This is a genomic window from Neolewinella aquimaris, from assembly GCF_014197245.1.
Lineage (GTDB): Bacteria > Bacteroidota > Bacteroidia > Chitinophagales > Saprospiraceae > Neolewinella > Neolewinella aquimaris.
On the sequence record NZ_JACIFF010000001.1, the window covers coordinates 361,594 to 377,874 of the forward strand.

The 16,281-nt window shown below is 57.4% G+C and carries 17 protein-coding genes; 9 read left to right on the forward strand and 8 right to left on the reverse strand.

Annotated features, from left to right (window positions below; genetic code table 11):
- The first annotated feature begins 33 nt into the window (after nucleotides 1-33).
- Nucleotides 34-1,113: a chorismate mutase gene (locus GGR28_RS01435; protein WP_183493929.1), complete on the forward strand. Its 1,080-nt coding sequence runs from the start codon at nucleotides 34-36 to the stop codon at nucleotides 1,111-1,113.
- A 59-nt stretch (nucleotides 1,114-1,172) separates the two neighbouring features.
- On the opposite strand, the gene GGR28_RS01440 is transcribed toward GGR28_RS01435, so the two are convergent.
- The 3 genes from GGR28_RS01440 to GGR28_RS01450 form a co-directional block, all read right to left on the reverse strand.
- Entirely contained in the window at nucleotides 1,173-1,463 is a 291-nt protein-coding gene (locus GGR28_RS01440; protein WP_183493930.1) for a putative quinol monooxygenase, read from the reverse strand.
- A gap of 74 nt (nucleotides 1,464-1,537) precedes the next feature.
- Nucleotides 1,538-2,635 (reverse strand): redox-regulated ATPase YchF, encoded by a 1,098-nt coding sequence (ychF, locus tag GGR28_RS01445; RefSeq protein ID WP_183493931.1) that lies wholly within the window; start codon nucleotides 2,633-2,635, stop codon nucleotides 1,538-1,540.
- Between the two features lie 87 nt (nucleotides 2,636-2,722).
- Nucleotides 2,723-3,352 (reverse strand): rhomboid family intramembrane serine protease, encoded by a 630-nt coding sequence (locus GGR28_RS01450; RefSeq protein ID WP_183493932.1) that lies wholly within the window; start codon nucleotides 3,350-3,352, stop codon nucleotides 2,723-2,725.
- A gap of 53 nt (nucleotides 3,353-3,405) precedes the next feature.
- Here GGR28_RS01450 and GGR28_RS01455 point away from each other — a divergent pair, with 53 nt between their 5' ends.
- Nucleotides 3,406-3,825 (forward strand): Dabb family protein, encoded by a 420-nt coding sequence (locus GGR28_RS01455; protein ID WP_183493933.1) that lies wholly within the window; start codon nucleotides 3,406-3,408, stop codon nucleotides 3,823-3,825.
- Here the strand turns inward: GGR28_RS01455 and GGR28_RS01460 are convergent.
- From GGR28_RS01460 to pyrR, 3 genes are read right to left on the reverse strand one after another with little or no spacing between them, the layout of a single operon-like run.
- Entirely contained in the window at nucleotides 3,814-5,028 is a 1,215-nt protein-coding gene (locus tag GGR28_RS01460) for a 1-acyl-sn-glycerol-3-phosphate acyltransferase (RefSeq protein ID WP_183493934.1), read from the reverse strand. The genes GGR28_RS01455 and GGR28_RS01460 overlap by 12 nt on opposite strands.
- Nucleotides 5,028-5,972: an aspartate carbamoyltransferase catalytic subunit gene (locus tag GGR28_RS01465; protein WP_183493935.1), complete on the reverse strand. Its 945-nt coding sequence runs from the start codon at nucleotides 5,970-5,972 to the stop codon at nucleotides 5,028-5,030. Before GGR28_RS01465 ends, GGR28_RS01460 begins: the two co-directional genes overlap by 1 nt.
- Nucleotides 5,973-5,980: 8 nt before the next feature.
- On the reverse strand, nucleotides 5,981-6,520 hold the full coding sequence (gene pyrR / locus GGR28_RS01470; RefSeq protein ID WP_183493936.1) for a bifunctional pyr operon transcriptional regulator/uracil phosphoribosyltransferase PyrR: 540 nt from the start codon (nucleotides 6,518-6,520) through the stop codon (nucleotides 5,981-5,983).
- Nucleotides 6,521-6,656: 136 nt separating this feature from the next.
- On the opposite strand from pyrR, the gene GGR28_RS01475 reads away from it, so the two are divergent.
- The 3 genes from GGR28_RS01475 to folE are packed head-to-tail and all read left to right on the forward strand — an operon-like array spanning nucleotide 6,657 to nucleotide 9,339.
- Complete coding sequence (locus tag GGR28_RS01475; protein ID WP_183493937.1) at nucleotides 6,657-8,282, forward strand: GNAT family N-acetyltransferase; 1,626 nt, start codon at nucleotides 6,657-6,659, stop codon at nucleotides 8,280-8,282.
- Between the two features lie 28 nt (nucleotides 8,283-8,310).
- The gene (locus GGR28_RS01480; protein WP_183493938.1) at nucleotides 8,311-8,739 is read left to right on the forward strand and encodes a 6-pyruvoyl trahydropterin synthase family protein; all 429 of its coding nucleotides are present in this window, start codon (nucleotides 8,311-8,313) and stop codon (nucleotides 8,737-8,739) included.
- Nucleotides 8,740-8,742: 3 nt separating this feature from the next.
- Nucleotides 8,743-9,339 carry a GTP cyclohydrolase I FolE gene (gene folE / locus GGR28_RS01485; protein ID WP_183493939.1) on the forward strand — a complete coding sequence of 199 codons (597 nt, stop codon included), beginning with the start codon at nucleotides 8,743-8,745 and terminating at the stop codon, nucleotides 9,337-9,339.
- 61 nt (nucleotides 9,340-9,400) lie between these two features.
- Here folE and GGR28_RS01490 read toward each other — a convergent pair whose 3' ends face one another.
- Nucleotides 9,401-10,705 (reverse strand): aspartate kinase, encoded by a 1,305-nt coding sequence (locus tag GGR28_RS01490; RefSeq protein WP_183493940.1) that lies wholly within the window; start codon nucleotides 10,703-10,705, stop codon nucleotides 9,401-9,403.
- Nucleotides 10,706-10,760: 55 nt separating this feature from the next.
- Here GGR28_RS01490 and GGR28_RS01495 point away from each other — a divergent pair, with 55 nt between their 5' ends.
- From GGR28_RS01495 to GGR28_RS01510, 4 genes are all read left to right on the forward strand, one after another.
- A complete protein-coding gene (locus GGR28_RS01495) occupies nucleotides 10,761-11,264 on the forward strand; it encodes a DinB family protein (protein WP_183493941.1) in 504 nt (167 codons plus the stop codon).
- 70 nt (nucleotides 11,265-11,334) lie between these two features.
- Nucleotides 11,335-12,678 (forward strand): (Fe-S)-binding protein, encoded by a 1,344-nt coding sequence (locus GGR28_RS01500; RefSeq protein WP_183493942.1) that lies wholly within the window; start codon nucleotides 11,335-11,337, stop codon nucleotides 12,676-12,678.
- Nucleotides 12,679-12,743: 65 nt separating this feature from the next.
- On the forward strand, nucleotides 12,744-13,172 hold the full coding sequence (locus tag GGR28_RS01505) for a four helix bundle protein (protein WP_221233769.1): 429 nt from the start codon (nucleotides 12,744-12,746) through the stop codon (nucleotides 13,170-13,172).
- Nucleotides 13,173-13,242: 70 nt separating this feature from the next.
- Nucleotides 13,243-14,025: a (Fe-S)-binding protein gene (locus tag GGR28_RS01510; protein WP_183493943.1), complete on the forward strand. Its 783-nt coding sequence runs from the start codon at nucleotides 13,243-13,245 to the stop codon at nucleotides 14,023-14,025.
- 64 nt (nucleotides 14,026-14,089) lie between these two features.
- On the opposite strand, the gene typA is transcribed toward GGR28_RS01510, so the two are convergent.
- Entirely contained in the window at nucleotides 14,090-15,895 is a 1,806-nt protein-coding gene (typA, locus tag GGR28_RS01515; protein WP_183493944.1) for a translational GTPase TypA, read from the reverse strand.
- Nucleotides 15,896-16,281: the final 386 nt, after the last annotated feature.

Sequence of the window (16,281 nt, forward strand, 5' to 3'; positions counted from 1 at the left end):
TCAATCTACTCTCCACCAATAAATACTACTACCATGGAAATGAATATTAAAAAGGTCATCACGCCTACCCCCGGTCGGGGAATCGTAATTGCCGGACCCTGTAGCGCCGAGACGGAGGGACAGGTCATGCAGTGCGCCAAGGACCTCGCCAAACTGAATCAGGTCGATCTGTTCCGTTCCGGCATCTGGAAGCCGCGCACCCGGCCCGGTAGTTTCGAAGGTGTAGGCACGGAAGGGCTATCGTGGCTCAAGCGGGTCAAGGAAGAAACCGGACTAAAGACCACCACCGAAGTAGCTAAAGCCAGCCACGTATACGACTGTCTTAAAGCCGGCATCGACGTCCTCTGGCTCGGAGCCCGTACTACCGTAAATCCCTTCAGTGTACAGGAAGTAGCCGACGCCCTAAGCGGTGCCGACGTACCGGTGATGATTAAAAACCCCATCAATCCCGACCTCGGACTCTGGATCGGTGCCGTCGAGCGCATCTACAAGGCTGGCATTACCCGCATTGGACTCATCCACCGCGGATTCAGCTACCACGGGGAAACCAATTACCGCAACGTGCCCCGCTGGCAAATGGCCATCGAAATGAAACGCCGCTTCCCCGACCTGCAGATGGTAGTCGACAACAGCCACATCTGCGGCAACCGGCACATGCTCGCCGAAGTCGCCCAGGAGGCCCTCAACCTCAACTACGATGGTCTCATGACCGAAGTCCACCCCCGTCCCGACGAAGCCTGGTCCGACGCCGCCCAGCAAATCACCCCCTCCGTCTTCGGCGAACTCCTGCAGGGACTCCGTCTCCGCAAGCCCACCGTCGACGAAATGGAAATGGAACCCCTCACCGAACTCCGCCGCCAGATCGACGAAATTGACAACGACCTCATCGGCATGATCGGTCGCCGCATGAAACTCTCCGACCAGATCGGCGAATTCAAGGCAGCCCGCAACATCGCCGTCCTCCAGGAAAGCCGCTGGGAAGCCATCCTCCAGGAAGCCACCAAATCGGGCAAAAAGCACGGACTAAGCAAGGAATTCATGGAAAGCTACCTCCGGGCCATTCACCAGGAGAGCATTGATCACCAAGATGCGATAGTGAATAAGGCGGTTTAGGTTGTTAGTACGGTAGTCATGTAGGCAATACCGTACTACTGTACTACTGTACTATTAATCTACCGTACTAAATCCCCTTCCATCACCACCGGCTCCTCCTTCCAGTACTGCTTGATCTTGCCGTGGAATTCGGTGTGCTCGTCGTCGGCTACGTGTTGTTCGAAGTGGGCGTAGGTGTCCCAGCACTCCATGGTGGCGAACTTGGCGGGGTTTTCGCGGTCGCGGATGAGGTAGAAGAAGCGGCATCCGGGTTTGTCCTTGCTGGCGCGGGCGTGCTCGGCGAAGGTGTCGGCGAATTCATCGGCTTTGTTGAGTTCGAACTGGGCGATGAGGTAGAGGGGTTTTGACATAGTACAACGTTTCCCACCTAACCCGGCCCCCCGGTCCAGGTTCAACGCTCTCCTGGTCAACTCATGCCCTCTCCTTACACGTTGAAGCGGAAGTGCATCACGTCACCGTCCTGGACGACGTATTCCTTTCCCTCCACGTTTAGCTTTCCATTGTCGCGGGCGCCCGATTCGGATCCGTAGGTGACGTAGTCCTCGTAGTGGATGACTTCGGCCCGGATGAAGCCCTTCTCGAAGTCGCTGTGGATCACGCCGGCCGCGCCGGGAGCTTTGGTGCCGCGGTGGATCGTCCAGGCACGAACTTCTTTCTCGCCGGCGGTGAAGTAGGTGACCAGGTCGAGCAGCTCGTAGCTGGCACGGATCACCTTGTTGACACCGGGTTCGTTGAGGCCCATCTCTTCGATAAATTCGGCGCGCTCTTCCTTGGTTTCCAGCTCGGCGATGTCGGCTTCGATACCGGCGGAGATGAGAATTATTTCGGCATCCTCGTCGGCCACGGCGGCGCGGAAGGCTTCGGTGTGGGCGTTGCCGTCGTCGATGCTGTCGATGTCGACGTTGCAGACGTAGAGGATCGGCTTGCCGGTCAGCAGCATAAGTTCCTTTACGACTTCCTCACCCTCTTCCGAAGTCTCGAAACTGCGCGCGGGTTTTTCGCTTTCCAGGTGGGCCAGGAGCGCTTCGCCTACTTCGACGACGCGCTTGGATTCCTTGTCGCCACTCTTGGCCGTACGGCGGAACTTTTCGACCTTCTTCTCGACCGTGTCGATGTCCTTCAGAATAAGCTCGGTGTCGATGATCATTTTATCGCGCACCGGGTCCACGCTGCCGTCTACGTGCACGACGTTATCGTCTTCGAAGCAGCGGACCACGTGCAGGATGGCGTCGGTCTCGCGAATGTTGCCGAGAAACTGATTGCCGAGCCCCTCTCCTTTGCTGGCTCCTTTGATCAGGCCGGCGATGTCGACGATATCGACCGTCGTGGGCAGGATGCGCTGGGGGTTGACCAGCTCGGCGAGCTTATCGAGCCGCGGGTCGGGAACGGTGATCACCCCGAGGTTGGGATCCTTCGTGGCGAAGGGGTAATTGGCGGCGAGTGCCTTTGCGGAGGTCAGCGCATTAAAAAGCGTTGATTTGCCCACGTTCGGCAGGCCCACGATACCACACTTAAGTCCCATATGCTCTCAGGTTTTGCTAAAGGACCGCAAAGGTACGAAGCCGGCGGCTGGCAGGGTGCCGATTGCGCTTGAACGGTATAACAGATTTTAGAAATTCGGTCCCTGCGGCTGTAGCAGGCGCGCAACAAATTCCGTCATCAATCCGGGCTCGTACGCCAGCGAGAGGGAAACGTAGGCGATCAGGCCGAAAATGGCACCCCACAGGTGGGCATTGTGGCCGATGTTGCTGCCCCCCTGCTTGTCGGCGTAGTGAGAATAAGCAATGTAGCCGATGCCGATCAGGATGGCCGGTAACGGCGGGAAGATGAACCACGCCCACGGCATCCACATGATGTAGGGCCAGATCATGGCTGCGACACCACCCGAGGCGCCCAGACTAGCGTACATCCGGTTGTCCTGGTGGCGTAAGTAGTCGGGCACGCTGGCCGCCACGATCGCCGCGCAATAGAATAGGAGGTAGGCCACCTTCCCGAAGGCCGGACCGAACAGGTACACCTGGAAAATATCCTCGGCGGCCTGTCCAAAAATGTACAAGGCCCACATGTTAAACAGCAGGTGCCGAAAGTCGGCGTGTACGAAGCCGTGGGTCAGGAACCGGTAGTACTCCCCGCGGTCTTTCACGGCGGTGGGGATGAACATCAGCCGGCTCTTCAGCTCCGGGTTATTGAAGGCCTGCCAGGAGACGAGCGCGGTAATGAGAATGATGATGACGGTCATAGGTAGAGGTTGGCGCGGACGAAGTATCTTGGCCGCGTACTTAAGCTAACTCAATGATCTACACTCCGCAATTGTTGCCCTTCCTGTTGATTCTCGGTCTTGCCACCAGCGGCTGTGTAGCCCACAATCCGCAAAATAACACTATGACCCAGACCTCCGCCCCCGGTATGGCCCACACCGTCTACTTCTGGCTTCACGACGGACTTACGGACGCCGAGTTGAAGAGCTTCGAACAAGGAATGAAGAGCCTTCAGGAGGCGCCATCGGTACTCCGCGCCTTCGTCGGTAAACCGGCCACAACGCCATCGCGAGACGTGGTTGACAACAGTTTTGATTACTCCCTCGTCCTCTGGTTCGACGACGTTGCCGCACACGATGCCTACCAAATTTCGCCGACTCACCTCAAATTCGTTGAGGACCACGAAGCAAAATTTGACGTGGTCAAAGTCTTCGACAATTTCCTAATCAAGTAGGATTCTCCGCATCTCCAGCAGTATTTCTTTTTCCGGCAGACTCAGTTTGGCGGCCAGGGCAGCCTCCCGCCACAGCAGCAATGCATCGATCTGCCGCAGCGACCACCGCGTTAGGATCGTCGACACCACCAGGTAGGCGGACAACCAGAAGGGAAGCAGGAAAAGCAGGGGCAGATAAAGCAGGGTCCCCACAGCGACAGTAGCGAAGCGAACCGGGCTATAAAATTCGATCGTTTTCGGCCCCTTCAGCGCAATTACCTCAGCCAACATCCATAGGGGCAATTGGGGCACGAGCAGCAAAACCGCGAGTAACCCCATCCGGGGAAATTTTTTCCCCTTCCCACCGGCCATCAGTCCGGCATCCGTAATACCATTCTGTTGCAGGCGGGCGGCGTAGCGCAAGGAGCGGTGATCATCGGGAGAATAGCCTGCAAGCCCGGTAAGCTCCCGCTCGAGTCGGTCTCTGGAATCAGCGCTACCTGCCGTCGAATTTACGGCGAGTTCCCGGAGCACGGTGACCCGCGATTCGTACAGGTCGTCGGAATCCCGCTCCGGAAACCTGATTACCTGCGCCGATAGTGCGGCTTCCAGATCACCAGTCAGTTCGCGAATCCCCGCCGCCTCGTTGTGCCGGAAGCCGGCCAGGTAAGCACTTGCCCGCAGGGGAGCGCCGCAACGGATCATTACCGACGAGCGGACCTTAGCGGCTGCGGTAAAATTCACCCCTACCGGTACGATGTAAACCTCCGGAATGGCGGAATCACTATCCAGTGCCCCCAGCGCGATGCGGGCGGTTCCCTTCCGCAACGTCCGCAGGCGTTTTTCGTGAATGCACCTGCCTTCCGCCAGGATCATCAGCGCTTTTCGCCCCGCCAGCGCGGTGTAGCACTCCCGAAAGGTGGCGTAGTTCTCCGTGAGCTTGCCGTAACCGCCGTCCTGTATCCGGTATACGGGGAGCATATTGAGGCCCCGCAGGGTGACCGAAGCCAATTGATTGACAAACAGATCGCCGCGAGCCAGAAAATGCAGCACCCTGGGTTGAAAGCAGGCCATGATACAGGGCTCCAGAAAGGCCGTCGGGTGGTTAGCGGCCAGGATCACCGGAGCATCCTTGGGGATGTGCTCGAGCCCCGTAATCTCGATTTCTTTAAAGTAATAGGAGAGTACGTGACGCGCAACCGGCCGAACCAGGTAATAAAGCATCAGGCGTCATTGCGTCTCGCGGCGAGGAGGTACAGCACGGACATCCGCACTGCCACCCCGTTTTCAACTTGCTGCAGAATGATACTGTGGGAGCTGTCGGCCACCTCCGTATCGATCTCGACCCCGCGATTGATCGGGCCCGGATGCATAATTACGATCTCCTTGTCGAGGCGGTCCATGCGTGCCCGCGTAATGCCGAAGTGCCGATTGTATTCCCGCAGACTCGGGATGTACTTCGTATCCTGACGCTCCAGTTGAATGCGCAGGACGTTGGCAACATCGCACCATTGCAGGCTATCCTGAACGTCGTAACTTACTTCTACGCCCAGGCTACCGATGAACTTGGGAATCAGGGTGGGAGGGCCACACACCCGCACCTTTGCTCCAAGGCGCTGGAGACAGAAAATATTGGACAGCGCCACCCGGGAATGGGTCACGTCGCCGAAGATGCATACCCGCTTGCCGCGCAGGTCACCCCCGAGGGCGTCGCGCATGGAGTAGGCGTCTAGCAGGGCTTGGGTCGGATGTTCGTGGGTACCGTCGCCGGCGTTTACGATGCTGGCGTCGATCTTTCCGGCCAGGAAGTGGTGGGCACCCGGGGCGGGATGGCGCATCACCACCATGTCGACCTTCATGGCCAGGATGTTGTTGACCGTATCCAGCAGGGTTTCTCCCTTCTTAACGGAGGAGCTGGAGGCGCTGAAGTTTACGGTATCCGCGCTAAGGCGCTTTTCGGCCAGTTCAAAACTGATCCGCGTCCGGGTAGAATTTTCGAAGAAGAGGTTGGCGATGGTGATGTCGCGCAGGCTCGGGACCTTTTTAATGGGGCGATTGATCACGTCCTTGAACTCGCGGGCGGTATCCAGAATGAGTTCGACGTCGGCAGCCGTGAGGTACTTGATGCCGAGAACGTGTTTCGTGGATAGTTGCTGAACGGAGGCCATCGCGAGGGTTAGGAGCCGGTGAGGATGATCTGATCGGTGCCGTGAGTCTCGGCCCACTGCACGTCGACGTATTCGTCGGTAAGGGTATCGACCACCAGGCCGCGGTAGTTGGCCTGGACGGGTAGGGTACGTCGGAAGCGGCGGTCGACCATGACAAGCAGCTCTACGGCAGACGCGCGGCCGAAGTGGTTGAGGGCGGTCATGGCACTCAGTACGGTCCGGCCGCTGAAGAGCACGTCGTCGACCAGCACCACCCGTTTGTCTTCCACCAGAAAATCGATCTCGGTGGGGTGAGCGGTCAGGGGGCCGGCCTTGGTCCGAAAATCATCACGGTAGAAGGTGATATCCAGTTTTCCGTAGGGAAGCTTGGTCACTCCGAGTTCGATGAGCCGACGGTGCAGCCGTTCGGCGAGTTGTACCCCGCCGGTCTGGATGCCGATGAGGCAGCTGTCGGCAAAATCGCCGTGCTCCTCGATCAGGTGGCGGCACAGCCGTTCGATGGTCAGGGCAAAGCGGGCGCTGTTGTGTATGGTGCGGGTATCGGGCACGGGGCGAAGGTAGCGGTTTAGCCCGGTGAATGTATATTTTAGCGGCCGCGATTTAGACGCGGGTACCGAAAGGGGCGAACCAGCTATGGGCCCGCCGGTTATCCTATATCCGAAAGCTAAATTTCTCTCCCCCATTATGCAGTATCGTCCCGGCAAGGAAAGTGACTTCGATCACCTGGAGACCTTCGTCTGGCAGGCGATCTTCCCCGGCTTCGACGTGCCGGGACTTTCCGACGACCAACGGGCCGAAAACGACGAGCTGGTCGCCCAGGCCAAGACCCGCGCGATCGCCGCCCTGAACAGCCCCGACCACCTGGTCCTCACCGCCTGGGACAACCGCCGCCGCAACCTTGTGGGCTACCTCATCCTGGCGCTAAACTCTGGCGACCACGCGGAAGTCGTACACCTCATTGTAAAGCGGGGTGCCTGGGGTTCGGGGGTGGGGAAGGAGCTCCTGGAGCAGGGGGTGCAGCGCTTACGTCCGGGCTCTGGATTGCGCCTCGCGGTTCGCCCCTACAACCAGCGCGCAATCGCCTTTTTCACCAAGCACGGCTTCATCGACACGGGGGAAGCGGCGGGCGACGCGGGCATCGACCGAATCCACATGGTCAAAGCGGCGGAAGTAGTTAGCAAGCCGGAGCCGGCAAAAGTGGTAGTGGAAGAGGAAGACGATTTTCCGACCGCCGCCGACGAGCCGTATTACGAGGAACTGCCCGATTATCGTCTGGCTGCGGATGACTGGTCGGAACCCGTCTTCGACCCCGAGCAGTCAACCCTCGACGAGGAACAATTCAACCAGCTCGAAGACTTCATCACCCGGGCGAAGGCCCGCAAGGCCGGGCAGGCCGCCCCCATCACCCGCCACCCAGAGATCGAACTGGAGATCGATTATGGCGAAAGCACCGACGCGAAACCCACAAGCACGCCGGAACCTACCGGGTTCACCTTTGCTTTTGACTATACCGACCCTGGACCCGCGTCCCCGCCCAAGGATCGCGGCGGAGCGCAGGAGCAAGCGGAGGAAACCCTGGAGCTGGACGAAATACCGGAGGAGATAACGGTTGCCAAATTGCGTGGCGAACTGGAAGACGGGCTGGGCGACAAGCTGACGGCCTACTTCGGAGCCGATGCGCTACCGGATTACCTGGAAATCTACCGGAACGACGACAATTTTCACCGGATTCGGGACGTAAGCTTAGCTTCCCTGAGTACCTATCTCAATGGCCACGACCGCGATGCCCAAGCTGCTCGCCGCCGCCGTGATGTACTGGCTGATCTAACTGAATACTTCATGGTGGAAAGCGGAGCCGAGCTACACGAAGGCTTGTTTCCCCAGAAGCTGCTGCGATTCCAGGGGCTGGATTGGAAAAAGGTGGATCTCTTTCGCCTGGTTATGGCTTACCTCGACTTCGACCGGGAAACGGAGTCGGTGTATACAGATTTCGTGACCATGCCGCCGCGGGTGCTCAAGAACGCAACCTCGGCATACTTGCGCGCAGACCGCGACGAACGCGTACTCTTCATCTGCGACCAGAGCATCTTCGGTAACGGCAAACAGGGGTTTGCGATGACCGACAGTGGCGTGTACTGGAAGAACGTGCTGCAGCCCCCCGGAGCCGCTACGTATACGACGGTCCGACGACTCGGCATCCACGGCGACCACCTTATGATCGACGGGCAGTATTTCGATGCGGGGCGGCGGCTCAACCTCCGCGTGGCGCTGTTGTTGGATAAGCTGCGCAGGATGGACTTGTCCGATTAACTACCTTTGCGCGCCCAAACGAGCCGTCATGCATTACCTGACCCGTCGCGAAACCTTCAATGCCGCCCATAAACTGGCGGTAAAGGACTGGCCCGACGACAAGAACAAAGAGATCTTCGGCAAGTGTGCCAACCACAACTGGCACGGCCACAACTACGACCTGCGTGTCACCGTCAGCGGCACCCCCGATCCCATGACGGGCTTCGTGCTCGACGCCAAGAAACTCTCGGATCTCGTCAGGCGGGAAGTGGTGGACAAACTGGACCACTCCAACCTAAACCTTGACATCGACTGGTTCGCCGACGGAAAGCAGCCGACCACCGAGAACCTCACCACCCAGATCTTTCAGCGTCTGGAAGCCGGGGTCGCCGAACTGGGCGCCAGCCTGTACCGAGTCCGCCTTTACGAAACCGAAAACATTTACGCCGACTACTACGGTCCGGCCGGAAGAAAATAGCCCATGCAGCCCAACGAACTACTGACCCACGAGGAAGAAACCACCGACGTCCTGAGCGGCCACTTTTCCGAAATCATCAGCGGACTCGGTGAAGATCCCAACCGCGATGGCCTGCTGAAGACACCCGTCCGCGCCGCTAAAGCCATGCAGTTCTTCACCCAGGGCTACGACATGGACGCGGAAAATATCCTCCGTTCCGCCATGTTCGCCGAGGACTATTCCGAGATGGTCATCGTCAAGGACATTGAGCTCTACTCCCTCTGCGAGCACCACCTGCTGCCCTTCTTCGGCAAAGCCCACGTGGCTTACATCCCCGACGGATACATCGTGGGCCTCAGCAAGATCCCCCGCGTCATCGAAGTCTTCTCCCGCCGCCTCCAGGTCCAGGAACGACTGACCGACCAGATCCTACAGTCCATCCAAAAAACCCTCAATCCGCTCGGCGTGGCCGTCGTCATCGAATGCCAACACATGTGCATGATGATGCGCGGCGTACAAAAGCAGAGCAGCGTCACCACCACTTCCGCCTTCACGGGCGCCTTTAAGTCGGAGCGTACGCGGAATGAGTTTTTGAAGCTGATTACGAGTAGTCTTCATTGAGTTGTTGGGTTGTTGAGTTGCTGCATTGCCGTCAAAACTCAACAACTCAACAACCCACCAATCAACTCTCCTTCCTCCGCATCACCGGCACATCCTTCACCACCATTTGTAGCGTGAGGGGGAGGCGGCCTTCGAGGAGGTTGACCTTGCCGCGGCGGAGGCTTTCGACTACGTCGGGGGTGTAGTGGCGGATCGTGATAAGTTCGAGGTTGCGGTCGACGGTGGTTTTGAAGTTTTCGTCGATGAGGGTGCAGAAGCGTTCTACGCGATCGTCGATGTCGTTTACCACTACGTTGAAGCTGATGGCCGTATTCTGCATCATATTGACCTGGAGGCGGGTCGTGGTGATGTGCTCGAAGAGTTCCTTGATGTGGTGCTCGGCGACGAAACTGAAGTCGCGGGTGCTGATGTTGATGAGGGCCTGGTCGGGTTCTACGGCGACCATGGGGGGGTAGGCATCGCCGGCGTCGTCGGTGACGAAAGTGCCTTCCAGCTCGGGTTCGATGAAGGAGCGGACGTAGAGGGGGATGCTCTTGTTCTGGAGCGGTTTGATGGTCTTGGGGTGGATGACCTTGGCGCCGTAGTAGGTCATTTCGATCGCTTCCCGGTAGCTGAGGCGGTCGATCTTGGAGACGTTTTCGAAGATGCGGGGATCGGCGGTAAGTACGCCCGGGACGTCTTTCCAGATGCTCATGGCTTCCGCGTTCAGGCAGTAGCTGAAGATGGCGGCGGAGTAGTCGGACCCTTCGCGGCCGAGGGTGGTCGTGTAATTTTCGCTGGTGTTGCCGATGAAGCCCTGGGTCAGGACGAAGTTCGTTTCCTTCAGTAGTGGGGGAACCAATCGATCCGCCCGTTCTTCCGTTTCGGGCCACTTCACCCAACCTTCGCGGTAGGTGTTGTCGGTCTGGATGACGTCGCGGGCGTCGAGCCAGCTGGTGGGTAGGCCGACGGCATTAAGGTGGGCGGCAACGATGTGGCTGCTGATCAATTCGCCGAGGCTGACGATCTGGTCGTAGTCGAAGTCATATTCCTCATTCGGCGTTTCGTCGAGGGCCCACTCCACCGATACGAAGAGGTCATTGATGGAGGCGGTAAGTTCTTCCGGCACCTCGGCGAAGAGTTCCTGAATGATGGCCGTGGTCGACTGATGGATGTCGTGCAATTTTTGCCGGGCTTCATCCGGTTTTCCGTGCCAGTAGGCGTGGGCGACTTCTTCCAGCGCATTGGTGGTTTTTCCCATGGCCGACACGACGATCACCAGTGAATCACCGGCGAAGGGTTGAAGAATTTCGCCTACGTGGCGTATGGCGCTGGCATCCTTTAGGGAAGCACCTCCGAATTTGAATACATTTACCTTCTTCTGCATAATCGCGCAAAGGTAACTTTACTGACTTTTTATTGGGAAACGTACGCACCGATTTATGAGCACCACCGACAAACCGTTCATCGCAGCCTCCATTCACTTCTTACACTGGAACGTGGAACGGATTGCCGCTTGCCTCAACGAACTGACCGAAGAAGAAGTCTGGCAACGCCCAAATGACAATTCCAACAGCGTAGGCAATCAACTCCTCCATTTACGCGGGAACATTCGGCAGTGGATACTCACCGGACTGGGTGGAGTGGCGGACGAACGGCAGCGCGACGAGGAGTTCTCCGCATCGGGAGGAATTGATAAGACCGAACTGTATAAACAGTTGACCGAGACCGTTAATGAGGCCGTCGATATCATCAGAAATTTACCCTCACACCACCTTATAGAAGAGCGCCCCGTACAGGCCTTCGTCCACGACGGGACCTTTATCATTCTGCACGTCGTGGAGCACCTAAGCTACCATACCGGGCAGATCATCTTCTGGACCAAATTGGTAAAGGATAAGGACCTTAAGTTGTACGGCGACACGAATTTGAACCAAACCAACTAGCTCCCGACCATCAGCGAAAATTCGCTGGCTTTCTTTGGACCGCCCGGCCCCACCATTTACCTTTACCGGTATGGTACAGTCGATCGTTTTTGCGGTGGTGGCCCTGCTGGCACTGGGTTTCGCATACTTCCAGTTTAGCAAGGTTTGGGCAAACGTAATGTTGGGTAAGGCGGAAGAGGTAAGTGGGCCGACGGGTGAGCGGTGGAAGAACATGTTGCTGGTCGCCTTCGGGCAGAAGAAGATGTTCAAGCGGATCATTCCGGCCGTGTTGCACCTTATGCTTTACGTAGCCTTCGTCTTTACTCAGATCGAACTGATCGAGATCTTCATTGACGGAATCTTTGGGGTGCACCGCTGGTTCTTGGGTCCGCTGGGGGGGATGTATAACTTTATCATCAGCACCATCGAACTGCTGAGCATTCTTGCCTTTGTGGCTACGGTCATCTTTCTGGTTCGGCGCAACGTGCTGTTCATCCCCCGTTTCCACAAGCCCGAAATGCAGGGATGGCCGAAACTGGACGCGAACCTGATCCTGGTCTTCGAGCTTATCCTACTGGCCTGCATCTTCACCATGAACGGTACCGACGTCGTGCTGCAGGATCAGGACCCGGACCACTACCGCGCTACCAATTTCGCCGTCAGCGGCTTCCTTGGCCCGGTGATTTTCGGAAGCTTTGACGCATCAACCCTTTACGTGCTGGAGCGAGTAGGGTGGTGGGGACACATCATGATGGTCTTCGTCTTCCTGAACTACCTGCCGAAGTCCAAGCACCTGCACATCCTGCTGGCCTTCCCCAACACCTACTTCGCCCGCCTCAAACCGAAGGGGCAAATGATCAACATGCCGGAGATCATGAACGAGGTGAAATCCATGATGGGCCTCGGCGATCCCAACGCCCCCGAGCCCGACATGAACGCGGAGCTACCCGAATTCGGCGCCGACGACGTAACCGAAATGAGCTGGATCGATGTACTGGGCGCTTACTCCTGCACCGAATGCGGTCGCTGCACCGCCGTCTGTCCCGCCAACATCACCGGCAAAAAGCTGAGCCCCCGCAAGATCGTCATGAACGTCCGCGACCGCGCGGAAGAAATCGGCGACAAGATCCGCTCCGGCAACACCGAGTACGCCGAACACGCCGACCAGCCCCTCAGCCGCACCAATTTCCAGGACGGCCGCAACCTCTGGGACTACATCACCCGGGAGGAAATTCACGCCTGTACCACCTGCAACGCCTGCGTGGAAGCCTGTCCCATTCTCATCAATCCCCTGGAAATGATCAATAAGCTTCGCCGTCACGAAATCCTCACCGAAGCAGCCGGTCCCTCTGATTGGCGCCCCCTCTTCAACAGCATCGAGAACCAGCAGCGGGCGTGGAGCGTGGGAGGATCAAGGATGGATTGGGTGGAGTAGGTTGGTGAATTGTTGAGTTGGTGAATTGCAGGTGTTGCGTGGTTACATTGCTAAATTGAGGAGAGATGGATGACTTTGAAGAGATAAGAAGTTTGTTGATGGAACCCGCTAAGGAATATGGAGAGGGACGCACCTCCAGCAGGGAGTTTGCCATTGAACTAAAACGGCGGACGAAGGAGGCTGCAATTCGCTTGGTTAATTTTATGGAGAGGACGGGCAAGAGTCCTGCGTTGAGCGTGGTGAGGTACCAACTATTAAAATCAGGAACCTCCGTAGCGGCAAACTACCGCGCAGCATGCCGAGCACGTTCAAAAAAGGAATGGTACGCTAAGATGTGTATTGTGGTCGAAGAATGTGACGAAACGGTTTTTTGGCTCGAAGTACTTATGGAAAGCGAAATCCGAGTAAATGAAACCGAAGTGCGTGTATTGGGCAAAGAATATCAAACCCTCCTACAAATATTTGCCAAAGCAAGAGCAACCGCCAAAGTTTAACAAATAGCACAACCCAACAACTTACCAATCCAACAACCCCACAACCCCCTCCAATCAACAACCAACCCCAATGACCGTACAAACAATGGCCCAACTCGCCGCCGAAGACCGCCAGCCCGAAATCCTCTTCTGGGTAGGCTGCGCGGGTTCCTTCGACGATCGGGCCCAAAAAGTGACGCGCGCCTTTGCCGAAATTCTAAACGCAGCGGGGATCGACTTTGCCGTGCTGGGAGATGAGGAAGCCTGTACCGGGGATCCCGCCCGCCGGGCCGGCAACGAGTTTCTGTACCAGATGGTGGCGCTGCAGAATATCGAGACGCTGAACATGTACGGCGTAAAGAAGATGGTCACGGCCTGTCCGCATTGCTTTAACACGATCAAGAACGAGTACCCGGCACTGGGGGGGCACTACGATATCGTACACCACACCCAGTTGCTGCAGCAGTTGATCGACGAGGGACGGATCAAGATGACCGAAGGAGGAGCGTTCAAGGGGAAACGGATCACTTACCACGACAGCTGTTACCTCGGGCGGGCGAACGGAATTTACGAAGCGCCCCGGGCGGTACTAGAGTCGATCGACGGGCAACTTGTGGAAATGAAACGCAGTCGCCAAAACGGCCTGTGCTGTGGCGCGGGCGGAGCGCAGATGTGGAAGGAAGACGAACCCGGCGACAAGCGCGTCAACGTGGAACGTACCGATGAAGCACTGAGTCTTAACGCCGACGTGATCGCCGTTAACTGCCCCTTCTGCCTCACCATGATGACCGACGGCGTTGCCGCCCGCGAAAAGCAGGGACAGGTGATGGTCTACGACCTCAGCGAACTGATCGTAAGCGAGTTAGCCCGCTAACCATACATAAAAAACCGGCGACGGACACTAGGTCCGCCGCCGGTCTTTAGCGGGCGATCTGTAGTTAGAACAGAATTTTCTCACCGCGCTTACGCTCGGCTTCGCGGAGCAGGGTCTTGCGCAGGCGCAGGCTCTCGGGAGTAACCTCTACGTACTCGTCGGCCTGAATGTATTCGAGGGCTTCTTCAAGAGAGAACTTACGGGGTGGGATCAGGCGGGCCTTATCGTCGTTACCGGAGGAGCGCATGTTGGTGAGCTTCTTGGTTTTGGTCACGTTGATCACCAGGTCGACCGAGCGGCTGTTTTCACCGATAACCTGTCCTTCGTAAATCTCCTCGTTCGCGTCGATGAAGAAGCGACCGCGGTCCTGCAGGTTGTTGATGGAGTAGGGGATGGCCTTGCCGTTCTCCATGGAGATCAGCGAACCGTTGAGGCGACCGGGAATCTCGCCCTTGTGGGGCTGAAACTCCTTGAAACGGTGCGTCATGATGGCCTCACCCTGGGTGGCGGTCAGCATGTTGGACCGCAGGCCGATGATGCCGCGACTGGGGATCTCGAATTCGAGGACTACGCGTTCGCCCTTCGGTGTCATGCTTAGCATCATTCCCTTGCGCTGGGTAATCATGTTGATGGCGGTGCCGGAGAGCTCGTCGGGCAGGTCGACCGTCAGTTCTTCCACGGGCTCCTGCTTCTGGCCGTCGATCTCCTTTACGATGACCTGTGGCTGACCGATCTGGAGTTCGTATCCCTCCCGGCGCATGGTTTCGATGAGTACCGAAAGGTGCATGACGCCCCGTCCGAATACGCGAAACTTATCGGCGCTTTCGGTATCCTCTACGCGCAGGGCCAGGTTACGTTCGAGCTCGGCGGTCAAGCGGTCTTTGATGTGACGGCTGGTTACGTACTTGCCTTCCTTACCGAAGAAGGGGCTGTCGTTGATGGTAAAGACCATGCTCAGCGTCGGCTCGTCGATGTCGATGGTGGGCAGCGCCTCCGGGTTCTCCCCGTCGGCGATGGTATCTCCAATCTCGAATCCTTCTACGCCGAACACGGCACAGATGTCGCCGGACTGTACTTCGTCCACTTCCACGCGGCCGAATCCTTCATAAACGAAAAGATTACGGGCGCGTGCCTTGGTTTGAACCCCCTCGCGGCTGATCAGCGTCAACTGCTGGTTGGCCTTCAGGGTACCGCGGCTCAGTTTGCCGATGGCCATACGGCCAATGTACTTACTGAATTCAATGCTGGTGACCAGCAGCTGGGTGTTTCCTTCCTTAATCTTGGGCTCGGGTACGTGCTCGAGGATCGCGTCGAGTAGGGGCAGGATGTTTTCGGTGGGCTCGCGCCAGTCGGTGCTCATCCAGCCATTTTTGGCCGAGCCGTAGATGGTTGGGAAATTGAGCTGCTCTTCCGTAGCGTCGAGACTGAACATCAGGTCGAAGACCATCTCGTGCACTTCCTCAGGGGTACAGTTCGGCTTGTCGACCTTATTGACCACTACTAGCGGGTTGAGGCCGAGCTTAAGGGCCTTGTCCATTACAAAGCGGGTCTGGGGCATCGGGCCCTCGAAGGCGTCGACCAGCAGCAGTACGCCGTCGGCCATATTCAGGACGCGCTCCACCTCACCGCCGAAGTCCGCGTGACCGGGGGTATCGATGATGTTGATCTTCGTGCCCTTGTACTGGATGGACACGTTCTTGGCCAGAATGGTAATTCCGCGCTCGCGCTCCTGGTCGTTGCTGTCCATGATCAGCTCACCGGGCCGCTCGTGATCGCCGAAAAGCTGGCCGGCGAGCAGCATTTTATCCACCAGGGTGGTCTTGCCGTGATCGACGTGGGCGATGATGGCGATGTTACGAATTGACTGCATACCTAAGGGTTTAGCGCGGGGGGCCGCGTTTAAGCGCGCAAAGGTACGGCTTTCCCGCTTGGCATAGCCCCTTATTGTGTTAACGGAACGTTTTCGTTCGGGCGGGGACGCACTATTAACTGCCGCCTGGCATACGGCTGCCTTTGAAACAACACTTGTATGTTGTCACATAAAGTAGTATGTTCGTACTCGCGAATAGCATTAAATAACTTTTAATTGGTGTTTGGTAACCTAAAAACAACGCTCTATTAATCATGCCGCCGTTGGCTCGTCTGGTGCATCCCGGTAGTTTTTATCCAAGTAGGGGCCCGACCCCTCGCACTATGCACATCACTTTATCCTAAGGAGCCGGTTGGTGTACCTTTCCCATAGCCAGCGGTGGCAGA